The organism is Cupriavidus sp. DL-D2, assembly GCF_039710735.1.
Classification (GTDB): Bacteria; Pseudomonadota; Gammaproteobacteria; order Burkholderiales; family Burkholderiaceae; genus Cupriavidus.
In genome coordinates this window covers 12,861-33,736 of the sequence record NZ_JBDKXK010000024.1, presented here as the reverse complement: position 1 = coordinate 33,736, position 20,876 = coordinate 12,861, and the positions used below count along the sequence as shown (strand labels likewise).

Below are 20,876 nucleotides of genomic sequence, written 5' to 3'. Positions count from 1 at the left end.
CTACAAGAGGACAAGGACACAAGATGAAAAAGTTGCTTTCGATCTTCGCACTGGTCGGCGCGTGCCTTGCCGCGCTGCCCGCGATGGCCGCAGAAGGAGGCTATCCGCTGGAGCCGGCGCCGCTGGATACCAGCGATGTATCGTCGCTGCAGCGTGGCGCCAAGCTGTTCGTCAACTACTGCCTGAACTGCCACGGTGCATCGATGATGCGCTACAACCGGCTCAAGGACCTGGGTCTGACTGACGACCAGATCCGTCAGAACCTGTTGTTCACCGGGGACAAGGTGGGCGATACGATGACTGTGGCGATGCCGCCGAAGGATGCCAAGGCGTTCTTCGGCGCAGCTCCGCCGGACCTGTCGGTCATCGCCCGCGCACGGGGCAATGACTGGCTCTACACCTATCTGCGTACCTTCTACCGTGACGACACCCGCGCGACGGGCTGGAACAACCTGGTTTTCCCGGCCGTCGGCATGCCGCACGTGCTGTGGGAATTGCAAGGTGTTCGCGTGCCGAAGTTCGCCGAAGTGGAGGAGCACGGCCACAAGGTGCAGAAACTGGCTGGCTGGGAGCAGGTTACTGCTGGCAAGATGAGCACGCAGGAGTATGACCAGGCTGCAGCCGACCTGGTGAACTACCTCAACTGGATGGCTGAGCCGGCGCAGAGCCACCGCAAGCGGCTCGGCGTCTGGGTGCTGCTCTTCCTCGGCGTTTTTGCCATCTTCGCCTGGCGCCTGAATGCGGCGTACTGGAAGGATGTGAAGTAAGCAGGGGAGGTTTGCTCCGTTAGCTTTGTAACGGTGTTTGTAACAACGCAGGATGCCATCCCCAGGGGTCGGCGCGGAAGTTGCAGCAATGCACCGCCGCGCCGACCCTTTTGCTTGGGGCGTTTCGGGTTACCGATGCCGGCCTGGTGGTTTCAGTGATCCATGGATCATTTGTAACTAATTTGCTTTTCGATGGGCCGTTCCGGCAGAATGTTTGCCCTGTCTGAGCTAGCACTGCTAAGTTCGTCAAATTGCTACGAATTTGGCGCACTTCCCACCCAAGGAATTCAACCATGATGGTGTTGTATTCGGGTACCACTTGCCCGTTTTCCCAACGTTGCCGCCTTGTCCTCTTCGAAAAGGGCATGGATTTCGAAATTCGCGACGTTGACCTGTTCAACAAGCCGGAAGATATTTCGGTGATGAATCCGTACGGCCAGGTGCCGATTCTCGTCGAACGCGACCTGATCCTGTACGAATCGAACATCATCAACGAGTACATCGACGAGCGCTTCCCGCATCCGCAGCTGATGCCGGCAGACCCGGTGCAACGCGCCCGCGCCCGCCTGTTCCTGTTCAACTTCGAAAAGGAACTGTTCACCCACGTGTACGTGCTGGAGAACGAGAAGGGCAAGGCCGCCGAGAAGAACCACGAGCGTGCCCGCGCCGCGATTCGCGACCGCCTGACCCAGCTCGCCCCGATCTTCGTCAAGAACAAGTACATGCTGGGCGAAGAGTTCTCGATGCTCGACGTCGCCATCGCGCCGCTGCTCTGGCGCCTGGACCACTACGGCATTGAACTGTCGAAGAACGCCGCACCGCTGCTGAAGTACGCAGAACGTATTTTCAGCCGCCCGGCCTACATCGAAGCACTGACTCCGTCCGAAAAGGTCATGCGTCGCTAAGACGGCCGCGACGCCACCGCAAAGCTAATGTCTGAAACTTCCACCAAGCCCTACCTGATCCGCGCCATCTACGAGTGGTGCACGGATAACGGCTTCACGCCGTACATCGCCGTGTTCGTCGACAGCCAGACCAACGTGCCGCGCGAGTTCGTGAAGAACAACGAAATCGTGCTGAACGTGAGCTTCGACGCAACCAGCGGCCTGGACATGGGCAACGAATGGATTGCTTTCAGCGCCCGCTTCGGTGGCGTATCGCGCAAGATCGATGTGCCCATCGAAAACGTGCTGGCCATCTACGCACGCGAAAACGGGCAGGGCATGGCGTTCCCGGTAGAACGCAGCGTCCCCGAAACCCAGGCTGCTACAGAACGCGAAAACAACCCGCCTCCGAAGCTGGCCCCGGTGGACATCGACACGCCCGCGCCGGTTACCGCCGACGCTGGCGGCGTCGATTCGGACGACGAACCGACCCCACCGCCTGTGCCCCGCATCGGCGGCAAGAAGCCATCGCTGAAGGTTGTCAAATAGACATCCACAAAGCCGACCGCATGCAGTAGAATCGCGGTCTGCACCAAACATGCCGGCTTAGCTCATCAGGTAGAGCAGTTGATTTGTAATCATCAGGTGGCGGGTTCGAGTCCTGCAGCCGGCACCACCTTACTGTCCGATACGGTCCGGATAGATCCAAAAAACAAATAAAATCAAAGACTTGGGCGCTTCTCGGTGTCTAGGTTGATCCGGCAAGGGCCAAAGAGAGCCGGAAAAAATGTTGGTATGATGGTTGGTATCAGCTCCATGGAGCACATCAGATACCAACATGCCGCTTACCGATCTCCAGATTCGGACCGCAAAGCCTCAAGACAAGACATATCGCAAGGCCGATGGCGGCGGGCTTTTCCTCGAAGTTCGCCCGAACGGCTCCCGGTACTGGCGACTCGCATATCGCCATCTCGGCAAGCAGAAGCTGCTTGCCATCGGCGTATATCCAGTCACGTCGCTCAGCGAGGCACGGGAGGCGAGGGATGCAGCCAAGAAGCTGTTGGCCGCCGGTGAGGATCCCTCCGCGCAAAAGCGGTTAGCGAAGCAAGCCGCTGTAACTGCCGCTGCGACCACGTTCGAAGCCGTTGCCAAAGAGTGGCATGAAACCAAGTGCGGCGGCTGGACGCCAAAGCATGCCATCAAGATTCTTGAGTCGCTCCGAGCAAACATCTTCCCTAGCTTGGGTGATCGACCCATTGCTGAAATCACGGCGCAAGAGCTTCTAGCGACACTTCGGAAGATTGAGCAGCGCGGCGCCTTGGAGACTGCTGCCCGGGTGCTACAGCGCAGTAGCGCCGTGTTTCGCTATGCGATTGTCACTGGTCGCTGCGAGAGAGATCCGGCGGCAGATCTGAAAGGGGCGCTGAAGCCGCCAGTTGTACAGCACCACACCGCGCTCACAGCGAAGGAGCTGCCCGAGTTCTTGCGCTTGTTGGATGCATACGACGGCGAAGAGCTCACCAGGTTGGGGTTGCGCTTGCTGATGCTGACCTTCGTGCGGACTACCGAGTTGCGTGGCGCGGAGTGGTCCGAGATAGACCTTCCTGCCGCAGAATGGCGCATCCCTGCCGAGCGCATGAAAATGCGCGATCCTCACATCGTCCCCCTGTCAACCCAGTCTATTGCCGTTCTAGAGCGATTGAAGCAGTTGTCCGGTCATTCGACGTTTGTGTTCCCGAATTCCCGTACCCCACAGAAGATCATGAGCGAGAACACCTTGCTCTATGGCCTATATCGAATGGGCTATCACGGGCGGGCGACTGGTCACGGTTTCCGCGCTACAGCGTCGACAATCCTCAATGAATTGGGGAAGCGCGCCGACGTCATTGAGCGCCAACTCGCTCATGCAGAGCGAAATAAGGTTCGTGCTGCCTATAACCGAGCCCAATATCTTCCAGAAAGGCGAGAGTTGATGCAGTGCTGGGCGGACTATCTTGATCGGTGCGTGGCGGGAACGTCCGTCATTCTTCCGCGAGAGGAAGCCGCATGACGATGGACCCGACGCTTCGCGATCTGGCGCTGCGCACGCTGAAACAGGAACTTCCCGGCATCGATATCGTTTCACGAGAGTTTCTGTTCGATCGTCGGCATGCAGCCGACCGCAGCCAATTGCTGATGATCGCCGGGCCCTTTGGCGCGATGAGCCGTCTGTCGTTCCTGCTCCGAGAAGTCTTGGCCCATGATGATGACCTTCGCCAGAAAGTGTTCGGAGACTACGATCTTGGTAATCGACGAGTCTTGCCAGCGGAATTTTGTGTCACAGAACAAGTGCGTAGCGAAAACGAAAACGTGCGCAGCCTCGTGGCCGAATTGGAAGCGGACTGGAAGCGCGACTGGGGCGAGGAAAAAAGCATCGATGCCGGTCACCTCAAGAAGATCAAGCAGGACCTCGCCACGCTCACAGGCCGCAGCATGGAGCAGCATTACATCTGCAACAAATCAACGGCGCTCAAGGTCGTAAAACTGCTGTACTGGCTCGGCCGGGACGACTCCGTACACGAAAACGCCGGGGCTGGAAAATTCCAGATATTCGATTGGCTGAAATGGCCCGAAGGCGACGGGCGCCGTCGATTCTCGTTGTCGTTTCGGTCTGCATACCCTTATCAAAGCCAGACATCCAAGACGTCGTACAAAACTAGCGATGAACGGTCTGCGCTTCTAGCCGACCTGAAAGGCTACCTGAGTGCCGAGCTGCCCGATGAAACCTACACGGCCATCGTCTGCGTACCGGAGGAACTGCACTGGCACCTCAACAGCATCGAGTACAACGTCGAAAAGCTGCTGATCGATACGGGGCGCACAGGATACGAGGATGCAGTCAAGACCTACGACTATCTCGCTGATCGAATGGAACTGCTGGCGTTCTCTGTCGAGGATACCGACGTTCCGCTCGATGAAGCACTCTTTCTGTACCTGCACACCTTGGAATTCGCGCATTTCGCGGAAGGCTATCCCAAACTTCTGGACAAGGCCGATCCCGGCTGCACGCTCTTGCCTGTCGCATCGGCTATCGACGAGCTTGCGAAGGACAGCACGAACGGCACGCTTGGGATGTATGAGCCGATCATTCCAGACGATGAATGGGTCGAATTTGTCCACGACAAGAAAGAATTGCTGCGCCTGATCGTCAGCGCGGCGCTACGTGAAGCAATTAGTCCTACCGCACTGGAAAAGGCAATCAAACCAGCGCGACGCCTGGCCGGGACCTATGTCGTCTTTCGGGCAGCGAGGCTTTTTGATGACGAGGATTGCTTAGTTTTCAGTGTCCTGGATGTTGTTGCCGCACTCTGTTGTGTCTGCCATGAGCAGCGTAAGTCGGCCGGCGAGCGTACCAAGCACAAGCCCTACTGGAAAGGCCAGCAAGCACAGGGCGGCAGCATCCTTACCTCGCTCGATCTCCCTATCCTCGGGGACCAGCCGTTCGCGTTCTACGATCGCATCCCCGAAGAACATCGGTTGATCTGGAGCAGCCGTTTTGAGTGGTTTCGGGATGCCTTGCAAGGCCATACCGAACTGGCCGTCCAGCGGTTTCGATTTCGCAGCGCCGCAATGCGTCAGGCCAAGGCTATCGTCAAAACGAACAACCGCGCCGGAATGCGCGACGCTATGGAGCGGCTGAACTGGGCGACGTTTGAGTTGGGGCTTCACTTCATCGGCGGCTAGCCTGCGCATTTATCGCGGTCGGTTGCTGCGTTTAAAAAACTGACCTGCAAACAAAACCTGCAAGAACCGACACTGCTCCGACTCCCGCCGAAATGGTTCGGCGGAGTTTCAGGAGTGACGGATGAGCACGATTAAACCGCCTCACATGTGCGGTGCCGAAGTCGATGCGTGGATCGGTATCGGCAAAAGCACGCGCCACGAGTGGCAAAATCCCAAATCCCCATACCACGATCCGACGTGGCCACTGCCTATCAGGCTTGGCGCTCGTAAGACCGTCTATATCACCGAAGAAATTGAAGCGTGGCTGAAGTCGCGTCCTCGCGCTCGTGACCTTCACGGCGAGAAGGGGGCGGCGTGAGTCAACGAAATCCTCCACCGCTTCATGCCTTGGCGCGCGGGATACGCGAAGTCATCGAAGAACAGGCAAAGACTCCGGCGACTCAGATACTTCTCGCCGGCTTTCTGGATGGATACATTTCCCAGACTGCTGGGCCGTGCACTCAAGTACTTGGACTTTACGGGGAAACGATCCCGACGATTGGGTACTTTGTCATCATCGGCCCCCGTGGTGCGGGCAAATCGCCAATGGGCGCTTACACCCGCCAGCATTTCGATACCTGGCACGACAGCTATATCGCTCAGACTGCTGAAGCATGGCAGGAGTACCACAGCAAACTGGAGGTCAGGAAAGCCGAAAAGGCGGGCATTCTGAAGACGATCAAGAAGCATGCTGCTTCTGGTCTGGAGACCGATTCGAATCTGCAACAACGCTTAATCGAACTCGAAAAAAATCCACCGCAAACGCCTCCATCGCCACCAGAGAGATTCGAGAACACGACCGTCACACCTTGGATCGCGTCCGCCGCAAAACATCCAGCCACCTTCTTCTGTGCGGAGGAGGGCGGCCCGATATTGGACTCAATGGACAAGGATCTGGTCGGTGCCCTGTGCGGGAGCTGGTCCGAAGTGCCCCCCAGCCGCGCACGAAGCCATACGGGCGTGCAGGTCGTGCGCGTCATGCCGACCTTTGTGCTATCGGTGCAAAACGATATCTGGCTGAGCTTCCAGTCAAAGCCCAAAGGCAAGCATTTCATGGAGATCGGGATGGGCAGCCGCCCGCTCTACTACGTTGTGCACCAATCGGATTTCGCTTTGCAATCCGCAAATGTCTCCGGCGAACCCGACCGCATCGCCTTGCTGAGATTTCTAGATCGGGCAACACACTTTTTAGGTGTCCAGGATCAATTGAACCAGCGTGGCTGGACGGATCGGAAGGACGTGACGTTGTCGCAGGCCGGGAAGCGGGAGGCTCGCGATAACGAAAAATACCTGAACAGCATCCGTGGCGGCGCTGCCAGTCCAGACGAACTGTCACTCATCGACAAGGCTATGGGAAACATCCTTCGGCACGCCGGCCGCCATCACGAGTTCAATGGCATCGATGGCCCCATCCAGGCGGAGGAAATCGCCAATTCGGCGGAGTGGGTCTTGTGGAGCCTGGAAAACTACGTTCGTCTGAGCGAGAGCGGGCAAACCAGCGGACGCAATGTCGAAAAAGACGCGGAAACCCTCTGGAACTTGATGCTCGACCTGCGCGTGCGCGACTGCAAGATGACGAAGCGCCGACTGGCGGAAGAAGCCTTCAACGTCGGTCTGGCTCGCTCCACGCACTTCGTCGACGCTCTGAGCCTGCTTTGCCAGGAGGACGTGGCGACCGTCAGGGATGGGTACGTGTACTGGGATAGACCTGACCGTGTAGGCCACCTCATCAGGAGAGGCGGCGAGCGATAATTTGCCTCTGCTTGTGCGGGTGTGAGCCGGCATGATTACGTACATCCTATGCGAGGCAGAATAATTAACGAAAAGCAAGACGTTTGTCGATCACTGATTGATTAATCGTCTTGCTTTTTTGTCTTCCATATTTCTGGTTCTAACGTGGTTAGATATAAATATCAGATATTGAATCAGAGAAGATGGCGTAGATGGAAATGATTAAGAAGTGATTATGAGCTACCAAAATCAATCGCAGAGTGTTGTCGATGGTGATCTGGATCGCATGAACGAAATTGAACATGAAAACAACCAGCAAGGTATCGATGAAACAACTCTAAAAAAAATATCGATTGGACTAAACCGGATATACGGTCATAACGGAGAGAGCTACTACATCCCCATCCCCGCAGCACACCTCAGTGCGCTTGAATCATTCAGTAAGAGGTTGTTCGAAACAGACGATCTACCATATCGCATAACGAGACGCGATGGCGTCGACTGCGTTGTCGCACTGAGGATGGCCTATGACATTAGGTTGCTGCCAGCGTATGCTCGAATCTACAGTCCGTCATTAGCATTCCCGCCAGACTTCGATCTGTTCTTCGAGGAGTATCGCCAACACGAAATCTGTCAGTACGGACACATTGAATGGCTCCCTTCCGACGATGGGAATCGCGTAGCTATGGTCATCAACGATATAGAACCCAAGCATGCGAGGATGGCGAACAACTTCGTACTGATGATACGTGAAGCGGCTAGGAAGAAACAGCTGGCCAAGCGCATGCGTGACTGGCTGAGTGGTTGCCGCCGGAACCGGAGATACTTGCGATCGTTCCTGATCCGGATCCTTGAGGAGCACGCTCGCATTATGGTCGTTGACGTCGTCTTCCTTTACAGGCGAAGCGCTTGCGCAAATCAGACCGAAGCAATCGCTCGTGGTATCAAGTTGCGGGAGCAGTCAGAACATGAGTATCTGGCATACCTGGGCGCCACCGAGACCAATGAAGTATCCGAACGAGTGATCGGCCTCGACGAGTTGAAGGACGATCTGAAGATGTTCTTCAACAATGCTCGTCATAAGCCATCACTCTTTGGAAAGGAGAAGTTCATCGACTATTTCGGTCGTATCGAATATTCACGTGACGTTGGCTATCATGCTCATATTTGCTTCTTTTACAAGGGCTCGGAAGCACAGCGGCACATTTGGTATTCACACGAAATCGGTAAGTACTTCGAAAAAATAACCGAAGGGCGTGGATACTACTTCAGCGCCAATGCTAAGGCTGCGGAAGGCAAGTATCGCAATGTCGGTATCGGTATCGTTGAGCATGATGATTTCGAGAAGATACGTCACCTTTGGACGGCAGTCAGCTACTTTGTCAAGGCGTCGCAGGTCGTCCGCGTAAAAAACACGGGCAAAGAGCAGATGGTGTTGCACGGGAAGCGCCGGGAGCGCCATGGCGTGAAGTTGGGGCGTCCGCGCGACACTGGTCTCTGTGGCCAAGAATATCGGTCGATGCTCGAAGGAATCTTCGTGTAGCGAATGAACGGGGCTTGGTGGCATGTACAAAACGATCCGCTAGCCCTTCCGGGAGCGTTTTGTACATCGCGCAAGGCAGGGGAGATTCTCGAAATCAGCGGCCGTTCAGCGCGTGTTTAAGAAACTCCCCTGCACAGCACTAGGCCATCTAGGGATGATCAGCAATGCCTATGCACATTGCGCAGCGGCATTTCATCAACCCATCCTACATGAGGAATGAACCCGTGATGCAACTCACCCCGAACCTGACGAATAGTTCACAGGCAGGCCAGCAGCAATCGCACGGCACGCAAGCCGATATCGATGAGCTACGCACGCTGTTGACGCAGCAGCAGCGCATGGATCCAAGAAGGCAACGTTTTCGCAATATGTATGACACCATCCTGGAACTCATTGCAGCAGGACTATCGCATGCCGCGATTATCAGGAAGCTCAAGAGCATGGAGCTCAGCATCTCGCCAGTGACATTCAAAAGCTGGCTGGCAGAAATGCAGCGGGAGCGTGACCGTACGGTAGTAACCAATCAGCCGGGAGAAGATGTATCGCAAGTGCGAGAAGCAATGCGGCGTAGCGCGGCTTAATCGGGCGTCACTAAGGCAGCATGTCGCCCGAAATGGGGGCTGGCTCGCATAAGTACGAAACGAACTGGCCCAACCCGCTCGTGGCAAAACTGGGGTGGTCTGCTATGTATTACATTAGCTCAAACGGAGAGAGCACGCCGGCCAGGCCTCCGTGGCCATCGTCTACCAGCCAAAGAGTTTGGACACTTGCATCCGCATCCGCCAAAAGAGCGTCGACCGCTGCTGCTTCACTCACGAGACGGGCACGAACAAGTTCGAGCTCTGCGCCACTCTCCTTGAGTCCGCCGACTTCCTGTATTTCTTTCGCTAGCAGTTCCTTTCTCTTTTCTTTCCGATGCAGAAACTTTGCGACAGAGACTTCAGGCAACAGAAGCCAGTCCTGGTCAAGCTTGACGGGAAGGAACGAAAACGAATGCGTAAGCATAAGCTGCCGAGCATACGCGACCGGTTGCCAAGGCTGAACAGCCACTGGAGATCGGACCATAAAATCGCCGACCGTTACTCGCTTAAAATCTTGCTCTTTCATTAGCGCCTCCTCAAGGGCAATGCATAGCGCGATTGATGCATCCGTCGCGTGGCGAGCATAAACGCCACTATGCATTGCATCATTGCGAGCGTTCTGGACCGTCTTGTACAACGCGGAAAAGCTTGCAAACAAGGTCGGAAATCCCGTCGCAACATGATGCAGAACATCGGAATCCTTCGCGAGCTCATAAAGTTCGCTGATATAGGAGCCCAGTTGGCCTTCCTGCCGCCGTAGTCGCATACCAATAGCTTCTAATGCGAAGCACACTTCGCCAAAGCCTTCGGCATCGGCCAATGCCGAGTAGCGTGCTTCGCGTAGGCGGTCGCGGTAATGGCATCGCTCAAGCCATGAAAGCGTAGGTCCCATTATTCTGCGCAGCTCAATACAGTCAAGTTATTCGGAAGGTCGCGCCTAGAGACTCTTCATCTGCCCGCCCTGCTCCTCGATCGCTGTGCGCACGATGCTGTGTACAGACTTCAAGAAGGCCAATGCGGGCTCTGAGTTTACGGTGCCAGGGACAGGCGCAGCCAGTTCATAGATACCACGGATGTCCACTGCGCGACGTGTCGCCGAACCCTTGCCCTTATGGTCGTTGCCACGGCGCCAGTCAGCCAGATGCTCACCTACCAGTCGTGCCACAGCCAAGGAGTGCAACTCGCGGAAGACAGCCTGCCGAATCGGTGCAATGGCTTCTTGCGCTTCGGTGTCATCCTTAGGAACTCGCGTCCAATGCACCGGGTGATCCAGAAAGTTCGAGATCTCCTCGGTGATGCGACCCACGAAGTCTGCCACGGGACGCAGTGAGTCGTATTCGACGTCCAGTTCATTCGCGATTCGGCGGTTCAAGGCCTTGACTCGCGTCCAGTGCTCGGTACTTACCTCTGCGCTGTGCGCAAAACCAAGGCGGAAGCTCCAAGCACGTTGGAAGCTGTCTGCGGCGCGTTGCACCGCGAAGCCCAGACCCGATGGGTCGTAGGACGGCTTCGCGTCGGGCTGCGGTGGTGGCGTGATCGAGCGATCAAACTGGTCGAGCAACTGCCCCAGTTGCACCCGCACCCCGCCGGGCAACTTCTCCGACGCGGCATCCAGACCGCCGAGCATGAAGCACTGCGTGTCGATGGTCCGCTCCATCGCGGTGACAATGGGGCCGTTCAGGACGTCCCGCAGCCGCCCCAGATAGTTGTAGACCGAGGCCAGCACGTGGGCACGCTTGGCGGCAAAGCCGGGCAAATTGAGGCCCTTCACTTGATCGAAATGCGTGAAAGCGATGGCAAGCTTGCCGTAGTTGCCACTGGCGGCAACGGCGCGAAGTACCGCCTGTGCGGCGGCCTGCACGGGTTGCTCCGCGTTGTCCACCAGCATGATGGTGTCCACATCGGCGAACCGCTGCGTCACGTGCGTGGTGACGCTGCTGGACGAGTCTGGTGTGTGTCCCAAGCCCTGGCCATCTAGATACACGACCTTACTGCGGCGATCAGTAAAAACTGGGTACAGCGGGCCACGCACGCGGATGCCATCTACCAGCGGTGTCAGTAGCCGCCCGAAGGCCGGTGCATAGTTGCTGGAGAACCAGCGAACCTGACGCAGGAAGTCATCCCGATCTTCTGTTTCGTAAGTCCACAACTCAGGCCAGCGCGCGGTCTTGCTGCGCTTGGTGAGCGTGCCAACATCCAGGCGGTCAAACCGCAGTTGGATGTCGTCCATTATGTCCAGCACCAAATCGCGGAAGGCATCGTCGTCGAGCAGCTCGCTCTGGAAGATTTCTAGCGCAGCCTGCAGGTCTTCAGGCTGGATCGTGGACGGCTCAGGCAGGAGTTCCGCCTTGATCGCCACGGCTTTCGCAACCGCAATTACCTTAACGCGCTCGACATAGCCGGCAAGCTTCACTTGCAGCGCAGCAGCTTCTGCGGCTGAAATAGCCTCTCGATCGTCCGCTGGAGGGGCGACCGACTCGCTGTCGCCACCAAAGTCCCAGTCATCGTCCGCCACATCATCGCCGGTGGCTTTCCAAGCGCCGAGCAGATAGCTCAGGCGGAAACGTTGGTCAGCATGGTGCAGCAGCTTGTCGGCGACTTTTTCGTCGCCCATGGTATCCCACACCGCCGAGCAGGCCGCAACTACGCAGTCCTCGACGTTGGCCCGAATCGCGTGTTCGGAGAAAAACGTCACTGCCGCACGATAAGCGCCGTCGTCAGGGATCACCTCGATGTCAGACACCGTGGTCTTGGCAGTCGAGGTTGAGGGGAAGCGGTCCTTGTCAGGGTTAGAGCCGATCAAGTGCCGCAGCAGCGAAGTCTTGCCGGCTCCTGTGGTGCCCACGAAAAGGACACGAGCATAACCTTCGTCCCTACCGGGCAGGGGAATGATGTTGTCGCGCAACGCTACGGGGTTTGCCACGCTGGCCTGTAAGCCGTCGAAGAAGGCATCGACGACGATTGGGCTGAAAGCCAGGAGAGCGTCGTTGTATCGGCTGGCATTCCACCAAGACTCGTCGGCCAACAGTTCGTTCATCTGCGCAACGAGCACATCGGCTTCATCCGGATTGGCCGTTCCGAGGCCGCGGCGCACCTTCAAGCCTGGCTTGCCTTTGGAGTCAGATCGGCAGGGATGCCGGAAGCTGATGCTGAAGCCGGGGCGGTCTTTGGTGGGGGACTTGGATGCAGTGTAGCTCATGCGACCTCACGTTGTTCCATGATGTACCAAAATGTAAATGACATCATTTCTGTTGTCAAGGGTTTGGAACAACGCGGAACAACGGCGGGTATGCTGCTTGCCCGAGCGGACACGGTCTGGACCGTGCCTGTCTGCCCGCAAGAACAAGTCCTTCGCGCGAGCCAGCACTAGCCGGCCACGCGTAAGCCCTGAAGTCGTACTGGCTCAGCCACACTTTCTCCACTTGCCACGCAAATGTAGATCGCCTATAGTCGCTCCCGGCTTCTGGCCTCGGTCCCGCTTCCGAGAGTTTCCATCGACTCGTAATTGCGACGCGCCGCTCGGCACGTTTCGTTGTGCACTACCTCCCTTTGGCCGGCCTGTGCAATTTGTAAATCGATGGGTAAGACATTGCAGGCTGCAACCATGAGAGGCACTCGATGCACAATCACGATATCCGCAAGGCGATTCTCGCCCACGCTGCGACGCTGAAAGCAGTCGCACATCACACCAGCATCTCCCAGAACCATCGTCTCGAAGCGCTAACCGCAGGCTACGTCGATACAAAATTCGCATCCGTTTCCGCCAAGTACGGCGATGGCGTTGCGCACTTGGACATGTTTGATCAAGAGCGCATGGCCAAACGGATGATCGAGCTCACGGATCAGGCTACCTCCGACGTCGTCGAGCTGCAGGCCGATGGCGTCTCGGTCAACGTGGAAATCGTCAAAGATCGCGTGCAGCCGGCACGCTATTCCGACGTGTCATACCGTGTGAACGTCCAAGTCAATGGCCTGGGCGCATTCAAACCGGAGCCGATCTTCCTGATGCCGCAGAAGCTCCTCGCGAACGGTCATGAGCCGTTCCGCGTGGATTCGGCCCACGATCGTCGAGTAGATCGCGGCGAAGACGCTCCGGTCGGCCTGTCGGGGCAATTGCTTGAGGCTAAGCTCGTTAAAGGCCACTGGCACGGCGGCCTTTACATCTACGACCTGCCCCTGCAGGAGAAGGACGCAGATTGTCTGGCCTGGGTTCGTCACAGCCTCACCCGTGCGATCCACCGTAGCCTGACGCCGATTGTTCGTTGCGATGCGTTCCGCCCAATCCAGCCGAGTCCGTATGAGGCTGGCGTTTGGCGCGTTCGCCTGCGTGTGCACCCCGATGCAGCGCTGCCCCGTACGAAGTTTGCGTTGCCGGCGTTGCCGCACCACATCATTCCGATGAATGCGGATTACTTTGCAGACATCGACGTTGGGCTGATGCACGGCGGCCGCTGGGAGGCTGATGTCTACCCGAGTGGCCAGAAGGGCATCGACAACATGATGACGGCGCGGGAGGTGCAGTCGGCATTCCTGCGCGCGATTGAACCTGTGGTTCAGCAATTTCTTGCGATGTCGCCGTACTCGATCAAATACCGCCCCGCAGTGCAATTTGCCAGCTCCGGCGCGCCCCTCTAACTTTGGGCGGTTTTGAAGAAAGCTGCGCCGCCATGCCCCGGTCTGATAACTCAGGGTATGACGACACAAACGCCGGTTCATCTCGATCTTGATACCGTGCTTGGCAATAACGCTTTGGTCGATATCGTGTTAGCCCGTCCTCATGGCCTTTCTGCGACCTTCAACAAGGCCGTGGTCGGTTAAGAAGCCAAAAAAAATGATGCCACCACACTCACGTGGGTGGCATCACAATGCAAGAGGTTCATCAGGCTTCGGGTAGGCTACATTGGCCACGCCATTCGTTAATCATGTCGTTGCTTACAGGGGCCTCCTCCCCCATACCGTTCCGAAAGTCCTTCAGCTTGGCGTCGTAGCAGGCTTCGCCTTGATTGGCTGATTGCTGGCGAGAGTGCGAGCGTGTCGCCGGCGAAGTCGGTTCAGAGGACATATTGGCTCGGCCAAGCGTGATGTTGGCGGGCACACTGAGCACGTATCGGACATGATCTTCACCTCGGTAGTGAAGTAGGTCCCGCACGGTCAGCTTCCAATCCTTGTTCCAGTGCGCGACGGTGCCATCTTGCTTCATCAGTTCAACGCCCGACCAAGCAGGGACGACATGACTATCCCGCACAAACCACCGAAACACCTCGCTGGCCTTTGTGATGCCGCCATAGGTCTTGTCGATCTGTGAGAGGGCGTCTTTCTCGGCGCGCTCGAAACGGGCGCGTTCCCGCTGAAGACTGGCAAGATCTCTCTCGAGGTTGGCCTTGGCGCTGGTCAGAAGCCGTTGAGCTTGTTCGACGGCGAACTTTGCGCTGGCGCCAGCTCCCATCTCGTTGTTGACCGCAGCACGGCGCAGGGCCTGTGCGGGATCCTCATCGCCCATCTGTGTGTGGTTCTGTGCGCCGTTACTGTTAGCCTGCAGATGGGCGAGCTTGTCCTGCGCCTCTGCCAGTAGTCTTTCGCTGGTGGCGGGACCTTGTTTTGTGCTTTCGATACTCTGATCGAGGCCGCGATAGTACTTCTGATACTCGTCCTGCGTTTCGCGGATCTTCTGTTGGCGCAGTGCCGAGAGCAAGTCGGTGCCGTTCTTCAGCGTGCAGCGGTACTCGACCACGAGCCGGCTAGCGTCATCGTTGAACGTGCGCCACTCGTCCTGTGCGCAGGATTCGCGGTTTGACAGAGCGGACCCGTATGCATGGGTCTGGTCCTCAGGGACCGTAGTTGCCTTGACTGCTGCAGCTTCCGGTTGACCGCAACCGGTCAGAGCCAGGCCCAGTACTGCCATCGACGCCAGGATTGAGGATTTCATGTTCATGACTTGGGATTGTTGGATGGGGGATGGGGAACGTGCGAGGCATGAGAGGATGCTTCCGCCGCCAAAGAAAAGGCGCAGGACCTGGGCGAACCCTGGCCGCTGCGCCTGACAAATGCGCTACCGACCCTATGGGGTTCGGTAGCGCGAGTTGAAACTGCCGTATTACCTCGATACACCGATCAGGACATAGTCGGACTCACCGTCAATGGCAGGCGCCGTCTTACCCTTCTTCGTGGCGACCATCAGATAGACGTAGGTGGTTACGCCATCAGCCGTGTACTTGAAGGCCTTGGCGCGCACCACGCTGTCGTCATGTTCACGCCCCTGATCGGTGAAAGCCTGTGCGATGTTCGTGATCGGTTCATCCGGTACGCCGCCGTTGTCATCGCCGGTAAACACGAACGAGCCGTCGGGGTTGAAAACCGACGTACCAGTACCCCCCGTCACACAATTTTCGTGTTCGAGGTAGGTCTTCCCCTGAAGCTCGGTTGGATCGGTGACCGGAACCAGATCCTCCGACACGAAGACGTACTGGCTGAGTTGCTCGCCAGCGGTCGTCGTACATAGCTCGCCGATACGGTTACCTGCCTTGCTCACGAAGCCTGAGAACGGACCATCTGCGGCGAGGGCAACAAGATTGCCGTCCGCATCGATCGTCCCCTTAGTCACCAGGTTCCCCCGATTGGGATCAGGGATGGAAAGCACATAATCGCCGCCCAGAGTCTTGGCCGCACCGACCCGGAAGGTGGTGAGGTTCGGCGTAGTGAAGGCCGTTCCGGCGTATGCCTCTTGCGTCAGGGCTTCGCCAGCAGCTGCATGGGTTGCAGCTTCGGCCTGAGTAATGCCCGCTGCCGCCAGTGCTGCGCTGTAGCTTTCGAGCAGGTCGTCACCGATATCCCCCTTTTCCGCGCTGAATTTAGCGGTCAAGGGATCGAAGCCGTCGGGCAGAGCCGGTTTGCCCGGCAGCGTGGCAAGCGTGGTCTTGAGCTTGCCTTGGGCGGTGGACAGTGCGCCCGAGGTTATCGCGCCGCTCAAGGTGCCATTCGTCGCGCTGGCGTACCACGTGGCGGGGTTCTGGCCGCTGAGGATACCGACGATCAGATCGGTGAGCGGGGTGATATTGGCCGTGCCAGGCCCCGATACCACCGAATGGAGGGGCGATGCCAGCGCCTGGCTGTTGGCCTGGCCGCCAGCGACGCGGGTAACACACGGATAGTCAGTCGCCTTCAGTGAGGCCGTCCAAACGCCGTTCGCGTCGGTCGCCGCGGAAGCCGTTGCACCTGAAGCGCATTTCAGTTCCACGCTGCCACTGACGATCGGGGCGCCGATAGCGGCCACACCCGTCGCGGTCGTGAGGGCGGGGGCGGGGCTGCTGCCCGTGCTGGAATCGTCTCCCCCGCCACCGCCGCATGCCGCCAGCGCCCCGACCATTAGGGCGCCGAGGGCCAATTGGGCCATGTGTTTGTTCCGAATGTTTTTCATTTGTTTCGTCCTTCCTGGGTGTTGTGAAAATCACTTCGTCATCGAGTTGGCAAACTCTATTTTGTAGTGTTTACTCAACAACGCGCGTCGCAATGTGGCCTACAACTAAGGCTTATCGACCACTTAGCGGCGAATTGTAGAGTAAACACGACTAAATTTGACGTATGTAAAGCGTCGTGAACCAGTCGTCAGGTGGGCATCCTGCACGCCATGACTGTCAAGCGCTCAGACACCTCTCCTGCTCGTCCGGCCCCAATCTCGGTTGCGCTGGGCAAACGCATCAAGCAGTGCCGGCATGCGGCGGACAAGTCTCAGGAGACCTTGGCGTTCGAAGCGCACGTCGATCGCACCTATATCTCGGCGATCGAGCGTGGCATTGCCAACCCATCGGTGGAGACGCTGGCAAATATCTGCTACTGCCTCGGCGTGACGCTGGCCCAACTCTTCTCGCCGCTCGATGGTGTATCGCTGGCGCCCACGGGAGCGCGCCGCGCGAACACGGCTACACCGCCCGAAATCAAGCGCAGCCGGTTACGGTAACTACGGTGCCGACGGGGCCGGATCGACATCCCCCCCTCGATTACTAACGGGAAGGTCGATGCTGCCGTGACGAAGGACAGCCGTCCCTTCTCGCCAAACTCCAGTCGCGCATTGAAGCCGGCCAACTCGGGTTCGGCTTCGGCGGGATCGAGGAGCAGCAACGTGTGAGGCAGGACGCGGCGGGCATGTCGCCGGCTTTCAACACCGATTGCGAGCGCCGCGTGAGTTCGCTGCGAATGTCGGCTGCGCCAGCCCATAATGAGTGGCCAGCCCTTCGCTGACTCCCTGCCACAGAAGCGCAGCACTGTGGCAGGCTTGCCGACGGCTATCACGGGTCGCAAGCCACAGTTCAATTGCCAGAGGAAGGCCGCCAGCTCCGACAGGGTCGGACCGTGCAGGTAGTGCGGCCAGGCCTGGTCCCAGAAATGAGCCTCAGGACCCGCAGTGTGGCGCCAGACCGGAATAGGATCGGACAGCTTGCCCAGCAGGGCAAGTGCCATCGCGGCACAGTGCAGCGGGTACTGCCGCCGTCCCAGTCACCTTGCCGGCTGAAGATCGCCGTGCGGGAGTTCGGCAGCATTACCCGCTGGTGGGACAACGCTGGGGGAATTGGTGCGGACATGGAATTGCCCAATGTGGTGTTCTCCAGGTAAAGGGCGTGCACAAGCCTCCGGAGCCCGGATGGACAGCACGTCGAATTGGAAATGAGAAAAGACGGCGACCGGGCGCGAGCCCGGCCTATGCCGTCAGATTGAGCGAGACGAGCTGGCGGCGTACTGCGGCAGCACGCCCCTGCGAGCAACCCAGGTGGCGACGGATATCGGCCACCGTCGGACGGACGTGACCCGCGGCGATAGCCTGCGTAAGCTGTGCCACGGCGAGATCGGCTGACTCGGCTATTGGCGACGGCGTGACGGGATCGCTGGCAGCGATGCGACGGTTGGACTTCCGTTCGCGACGAGCCGACGTCGGCGTGGCACTCGTCATGACTGGTGCTGAAATCGGCGTGACGGGCGCGACTGCTGGTAGTGGCCGCAGCGTGACCGTCCACAACAGACAGGCCACCCCCTCCAACACTGCTGCGAATGCTAAGCCAGATAGCAGATCAATGTGCGCAACGGTCGTACCGAACAATGCAGCGAGCCGCACCGTTACCGGGTCAGCGGTCAGCCCGTCACGCTCCGCCGTGACTCGGTCGCCCGCGGCTTGTGACCGTCGAATGTCGTCAGCTTCGGCGTTCAGCGCGTCGAGTCTGGCGGCAAGCGTCAGCCGACGGGCGTCCAACGTCAGACAGTCACGCTGGCAATGACGAATATTCGCTGTTGCCAGCTGCGCCGCCACCATTGCCCGGTCTGCCATGACCGCCGTCAAGCCGCGGTTGGCTGGCAGAAGGGCGTGCGAGGCAATCGAACCCGCCCGTAATTCCCCCGCATGCCGCTGGGCTAGCAGAAAGAATGTCAGATGGCCGTAGCAGGCTGTGGCCATACAGGCGAGCCACAGGACGCCAGCCACTCCACGCACGACCAACGGCGCGCTCCGCACCAGCGAGGGCAGCAGGTGTCCACCGACCACCAGCACCATGCCGATCGCCACCCACACCAGCCGCTCCGCCAACGGGCCTCCGCGCTGCCAGCCGGCCAGGACCGACAGGCAGATCGCGGTGCCCGTCGCCGTGACCGCCAGTAGCAGCGCTCCACGGAATGGCCGGGTCATGCTGCCGCGCCTCCCAACAGCGCAGCCTTACGCTCCAGCTTGTCGAGCAGCGTGGGCGAGCTGCTCGGATCGGCTTTCCCGGTGTCGCCAGCCTCCAATTCGCCAGCACCGGCATCAGGATAGAACTCCTCAACGACAGCGGCGGCCTCCTCCGGGCTGTCCTCGAATGCCCCGTTGCTGAAACCCAGTCTCGCAGCGACGTCCAATGCCGCCTGGTCAAAGCCGGCCGCCTTGCGCCGCGCGTCCAACTCACGCGCCTCGGTGATGACATCTTCCAGCGTGCTGCCTGACCGGATGCCGAGATCCACGTAGTAAATGGCCGAGCGGTAGCTCTGCGTCGTGGACTTGCCGCGCAGCTTCAGCTCTAGCGACAGGCAGGCCAGCAGATTGCCCGACACCGCGCTGAAATAATGCAGCCGCGCTGCGAGCGTCCTGATGCTGTTATAGGAGGTCGTTCTAAAGATGAACGCCGCCAGGTCATCGTCGTCACCGATTTTGACATTCAGCCGGCCGTACGGCTTGCAGCCGGAGTTGCCAAAACTGCAGCCGTCTGGGGACGGGCAGGGCAGCGACACGATGCCATCCCGCTCCACGCGCCGGCACTGCTCGCCGTTGCCGACACAGACCGGCCGGCCGGTTTCCCGGTCGAACAGGCTGTACTCAGCGCGCAGGTTCAAGTCTGGCTCGTTGAACAACAGCCGTATCGGAATCGAGCGTAGCTTGCCAGCGGTGGCTTTGCGTAGCGATTCATTGAGCGGGTGCAAGATCCACCCGTCTCGGTTCTGCAGCTGGGTGGTCAACGTGAACTGATCGTCTTTTTCAGGCAATTTCTTGCCATTCTTTTCTACTACCCTGCCGATAGAGATCCGACCTACCACGGGGGGCGTCAGGGCGAGTCCTTTCAACATGAAGTCATCTCCTAAGTGGGTTCAGACGGAAATGCGGAAGCGGCGAGAGCCGGCTTTGGAAATGGCGTACTGCTGTGCCAGGTGCGGGTGATCGGCCAGCAGCCGGTCGAGGTCGGTGCCGCTGCTGTCCTTGCTGCGCTTGAAGGTGACTTCCCCGGTCTCGAACAGCGCCCGCGATGCATCGCCCATCGCCCGCTGGATGCCTTGCTTGAGCTTCGCCGCGGCCTGCTCCAGCGACTCGATCTGTCCCCGTACAGCAACCAGGTCCGCGAACGTCCCGGACAATTGCCGATCCTCCGAGAAATCCACTGTGGCGCCGGTATCCCGTGGGTACAGGCAGCGCAGCGCGCCGTCGGCCGACTCGGAGCCGTCTCCAGACGGTGGGGTGTCGGTCTCGACGTAGCGCCAAAACTGGCCTTCCAGCTCGATCAACTGAGCAATCAGCGCATCGTCCCGCTCGATCCGGTGGACATCCAGCGCCTGCCCACACAGCAGCACGGCAACGTCAGCAGCCTGCTTGCCCGTGACTGCCAACTGGTGTTGTACTTGCAGCTGCACGTATTCGGGTACGCCGTCTTGCCAATGTCGGACGCCGAATTCTCCCGCGGTCTTGCATTCGAGGATCTGCACGTCGGGAACACCAACGACTTCTCGATCCAGGTTGGCGAGCATGAATGGGTGAACAGCGTGCTGCAGGATGGCATTGACCCTGCGCACGCGGTGGCCGGTCTGCTGTGTGTACGCTGCAGCGACGATGGGTTCCAGCAGCGTTCCCCAATAGACTGGCTCACGGGTGTCGTTGGGGTCGGGTTTCGATAGCTCGGCATCCCGACCGGTCTTTTCGAGCCAGAGTTCAAGTTGCGACTTGTACGGATTCAGGCCCACGGCTGCGGCGGCATCCGATCCGCCGATTCCGCGTTTCCGCACCTCAAGCCAATCTTCGCGGGGCAAGTTTTTGGTATCCACCAGCCGTAATGCAGGCCGGCTGCTGCGGCGCCCGCTGGACTCGGGTAAAGACATATCAACCTCCATC

19 protein-coding genes and 1 tRNA gene are annotated in these 20,876 nt (G+C 58.7%); 13 read left to right on the top strand and 7 right to left on the bottom strand.

Annotation, left to right across the window (positions count from 1 at the left end; all coding sequences use genetic code 11):
* Positions 1-23: 23 nt before the first annotated feature.
* The 10 genes from ABDB81_RS15055 to ABDB81_RS15010 all read left to right on the top strand — a co-directional run bounded on the left by ABDB81_RS15055 (position 24) and on the right by ABDB81_RS15010 (position 9,268).
* On the top strand, positions 24-767 hold the full coding sequence (locus tag ABDB81_RS15055) for a cytochrome c1 (protein WP_160473052.1): 744 nt from the start codon (positions 24-26) through the stop codon (positions 765-767).
* A 293-nt stretch (positions 768-1,060) separates the two neighbouring features.
* Positions 1,061-1,672: a glutathione S-transferase N-terminal domain-containing protein gene (locus ABDB81_RS15050; RefSeq protein ID WP_008643086.1), complete on the top strand. Its 612-nt coding sequence runs from the start codon at positions 1,061-1,063 to the stop codon at positions 1,670-1,672.
* 27 nt (positions 1,673-1,699) lie between these two features.
* The gene (locus ABDB81_RS15045; RefSeq protein WP_137925323.1) at positions 1,700-2,200 is read left to right on the top strand and encodes a ClpXP protease specificity-enhancing factor; all 501 of its coding nucleotides are present in this window, start codon (positions 1,700-1,702) and stop codon (positions 2,198-2,200) included.
* A gap of 51 nt (positions 2,201-2,251) precedes the next feature.
* Positions 2,252-2,327, top strand: a tRNA-Thr gene (locus ABDB81_RS15040).
* A 162-nt stretch (positions 2,328-2,489) separates the two neighbouring features.
* A complete protein-coding gene (locus ABDB81_RS15035) occupies positions 2,490-3,701 on the top strand; it encodes an integrase arm-type DNA-binding domain-containing protein (RefSeq protein WP_346811880.1) in 1,212 nt (403 codons plus the stop codon).
* Complete coding sequence (locus ABDB81_RS15030; protein ID WP_346811878.1) at positions 3,698-5,374, top strand: hypothetical protein; 1,677 nt, start codon at positions 3,698-3,700, stop codon at positions 5,372-5,374. Before ABDB81_RS15035 ends, ABDB81_RS15030 begins: the two co-directional genes overlap by 4 nt.
* A gap of 121 nt (positions 5,375-5,495) precedes the next feature.
* Positions 5,496-5,732 carry an AlpA family phage regulatory protein gene (locus tag ABDB81_RS15025; RefSeq protein WP_346811875.1) on the top strand — a complete coding sequence of 79 codons (237 nt, stop codon included), beginning with the start codon at positions 5,496-5,498 and terminating at the stop codon, positions 5,730-5,732.
* Complete coding sequence (locus ABDB81_RS15020; protein WP_346811873.1) at positions 5,729-7,165, top strand: DUF3987 domain-containing protein; 1,437 nt, start codon at positions 5,729-5,731, stop codon at positions 7,163-7,165. Before ABDB81_RS15025 ends, ABDB81_RS15020 begins: the two co-directional genes overlap by 4 nt.
* Positions 7,166-7,379: 214 nt before the next feature.
* Positions 7,380-8,687 (top strand): hypothetical protein, encoded by a 1,308-nt coding sequence (locus tag ABDB81_RS15015; protein ID WP_346811871.1) that lies wholly within the window; start codon positions 7,380-7,382, stop codon positions 8,685-8,687.
* 224 nt (positions 8,688-8,911) lie between these two features.
* Positions 8,912-9,268: a hypothetical protein gene (locus ABDB81_RS15010; protein WP_346811869.1), complete on the top strand. Its 357-nt coding sequence runs from the start codon at positions 8,912-8,914 to the stop codon at positions 9,266-9,268.
* Between the two features lie 109 nt (positions 9,269-9,377).
* Here the strand turns inward: ABDB81_RS15010 and ABDB81_RS15005 are convergent, their stop codons facing one another.
* Entirely contained in the window at positions 9,378-10,088 is a 711-nt protein-coding gene (locus ABDB81_RS15005; RefSeq protein WP_346811867.1) for a hypothetical protein, read from the bottom strand.
* 117 nt (positions 10,089-10,205) lie between these two features.
* Positions 10,206-12,467 (bottom strand): hypothetical protein, encoded by a 2,262-nt coding sequence (locus ABDB81_RS15000; protein ID WP_346811866.1) that lies wholly within the window; start codon positions 12,465-12,467, stop codon positions 10,206-10,208.
* A gap of 419 nt (positions 12,468-12,886) precedes the next feature.
* Between ABDB81_RS15000 and ABDB81_RS14995 the strand changes: the two genes are divergently transcribed.
* A complete protein-coding gene (locus ABDB81_RS14995) occupies positions 12,887-13,903 on the top strand; it encodes a hypothetical protein (protein ID WP_346811864.1) in 1,017 nt (338 codons plus the stop codon).
* Between the two features lie 244 nt (positions 13,904-14,147).
* Here ABDB81_RS14995 and ABDB81_RS14990 read toward each other — a convergent pair whose 3' ends face one another.
* Together ABDB81_RS14990 and ABDB81_RS14985 are read right to left on the bottom strand one after the other, a co-directional pair.
* Positions 14,148-15,200 carry a hypothetical protein gene (locus tag ABDB81_RS14990; RefSeq protein ID WP_346811862.1) on the bottom strand — a complete coding sequence of 351 codons (1,053 nt, stop codon included), beginning with the start codon at positions 15,198-15,200 and terminating at the stop codon, positions 14,148-14,150.
* A 162-nt stretch (positions 15,201-15,362) separates the two neighbouring features.
* Positions 15,363-16,682, bottom strand: a complete 1,320-nt coding sequence (locus ABDB81_RS14985) for a hypothetical protein (protein WP_346811860.1) — start codon at positions 16,680-16,682, stop codon at positions 15,363-15,365.
* Between the two features lie 198 nt (positions 16,683-16,880).
* Here ABDB81_RS14985 and ABDB81_RS14980 point away from each other — a divergent pair, with 198 nt between their 5' ends.
* Both ABDB81_RS14980 and ABDB81_RS14975 read left to right on the top strand, forming a co-directional pair.
* A complete protein-coding gene (locus ABDB81_RS14980) occupies positions 16,881-17,222 on the top strand; it encodes a helix-turn-helix transcriptional regulator (RefSeq protein WP_346811930.1) in 342 nt (113 codons plus the stop codon).
* Positions 17,223-17,647: 425 nt separating this feature from the next.
* Positions 17,648-17,875 (top strand): hypothetical protein, encoded by a 228-nt coding sequence (locus ABDB81_RS14975; protein WP_346811858.1) that lies wholly within the window; start codon positions 17,648-17,650, stop codon positions 17,873-17,875.
* A gap of 85 nt (positions 17,876-17,960) precedes the next feature.
* Here ABDB81_RS14975 and ABDB81_RS14970 read toward each other — a convergent pair whose 3' ends face one another.
* Genes ABDB81_RS14970 through ABDB81_RS14960 form a run of 3 tightly spaced genes read right to left on the bottom strand, consistent with a single transcriptional unit; the run spans position 17,961 to position 20,863 of the window.
* A complete protein-coding gene (locus ABDB81_RS14970) occupies positions 17,961-18,935 on the bottom strand; it encodes a hypothetical protein (RefSeq protein WP_346811856.1) in 975 nt (324 codons plus the stop codon).
* Positions 18,932-19,843 (bottom strand): phage capsid protein, encoded by a 912-nt coding sequence (locus ABDB81_RS14965; protein ID WP_346811854.1) that lies wholly within the window; start codon positions 19,841-19,843, stop codon positions 18,932-18,934. The genes ABDB81_RS14970 and ABDB81_RS14965 overlap by 4 nt, the downstream gene beginning before the upstream one ends.
* Before the next feature lie 21 nt (positions 19,844-19,864).
* The gene (locus ABDB81_RS14960) at positions 19,865-20,863 is read right to left on the bottom strand and encodes a lambda-exonuclease family protein (RefSeq protein ID WP_346811853.1); all 999 of its coding nucleotides are present in this window, start codon (positions 20,861-20,863) and stop codon (positions 19,865-19,867) included.
* Between the last annotated feature and the right edge of the window lie 13 nt (positions 20,864-20,876).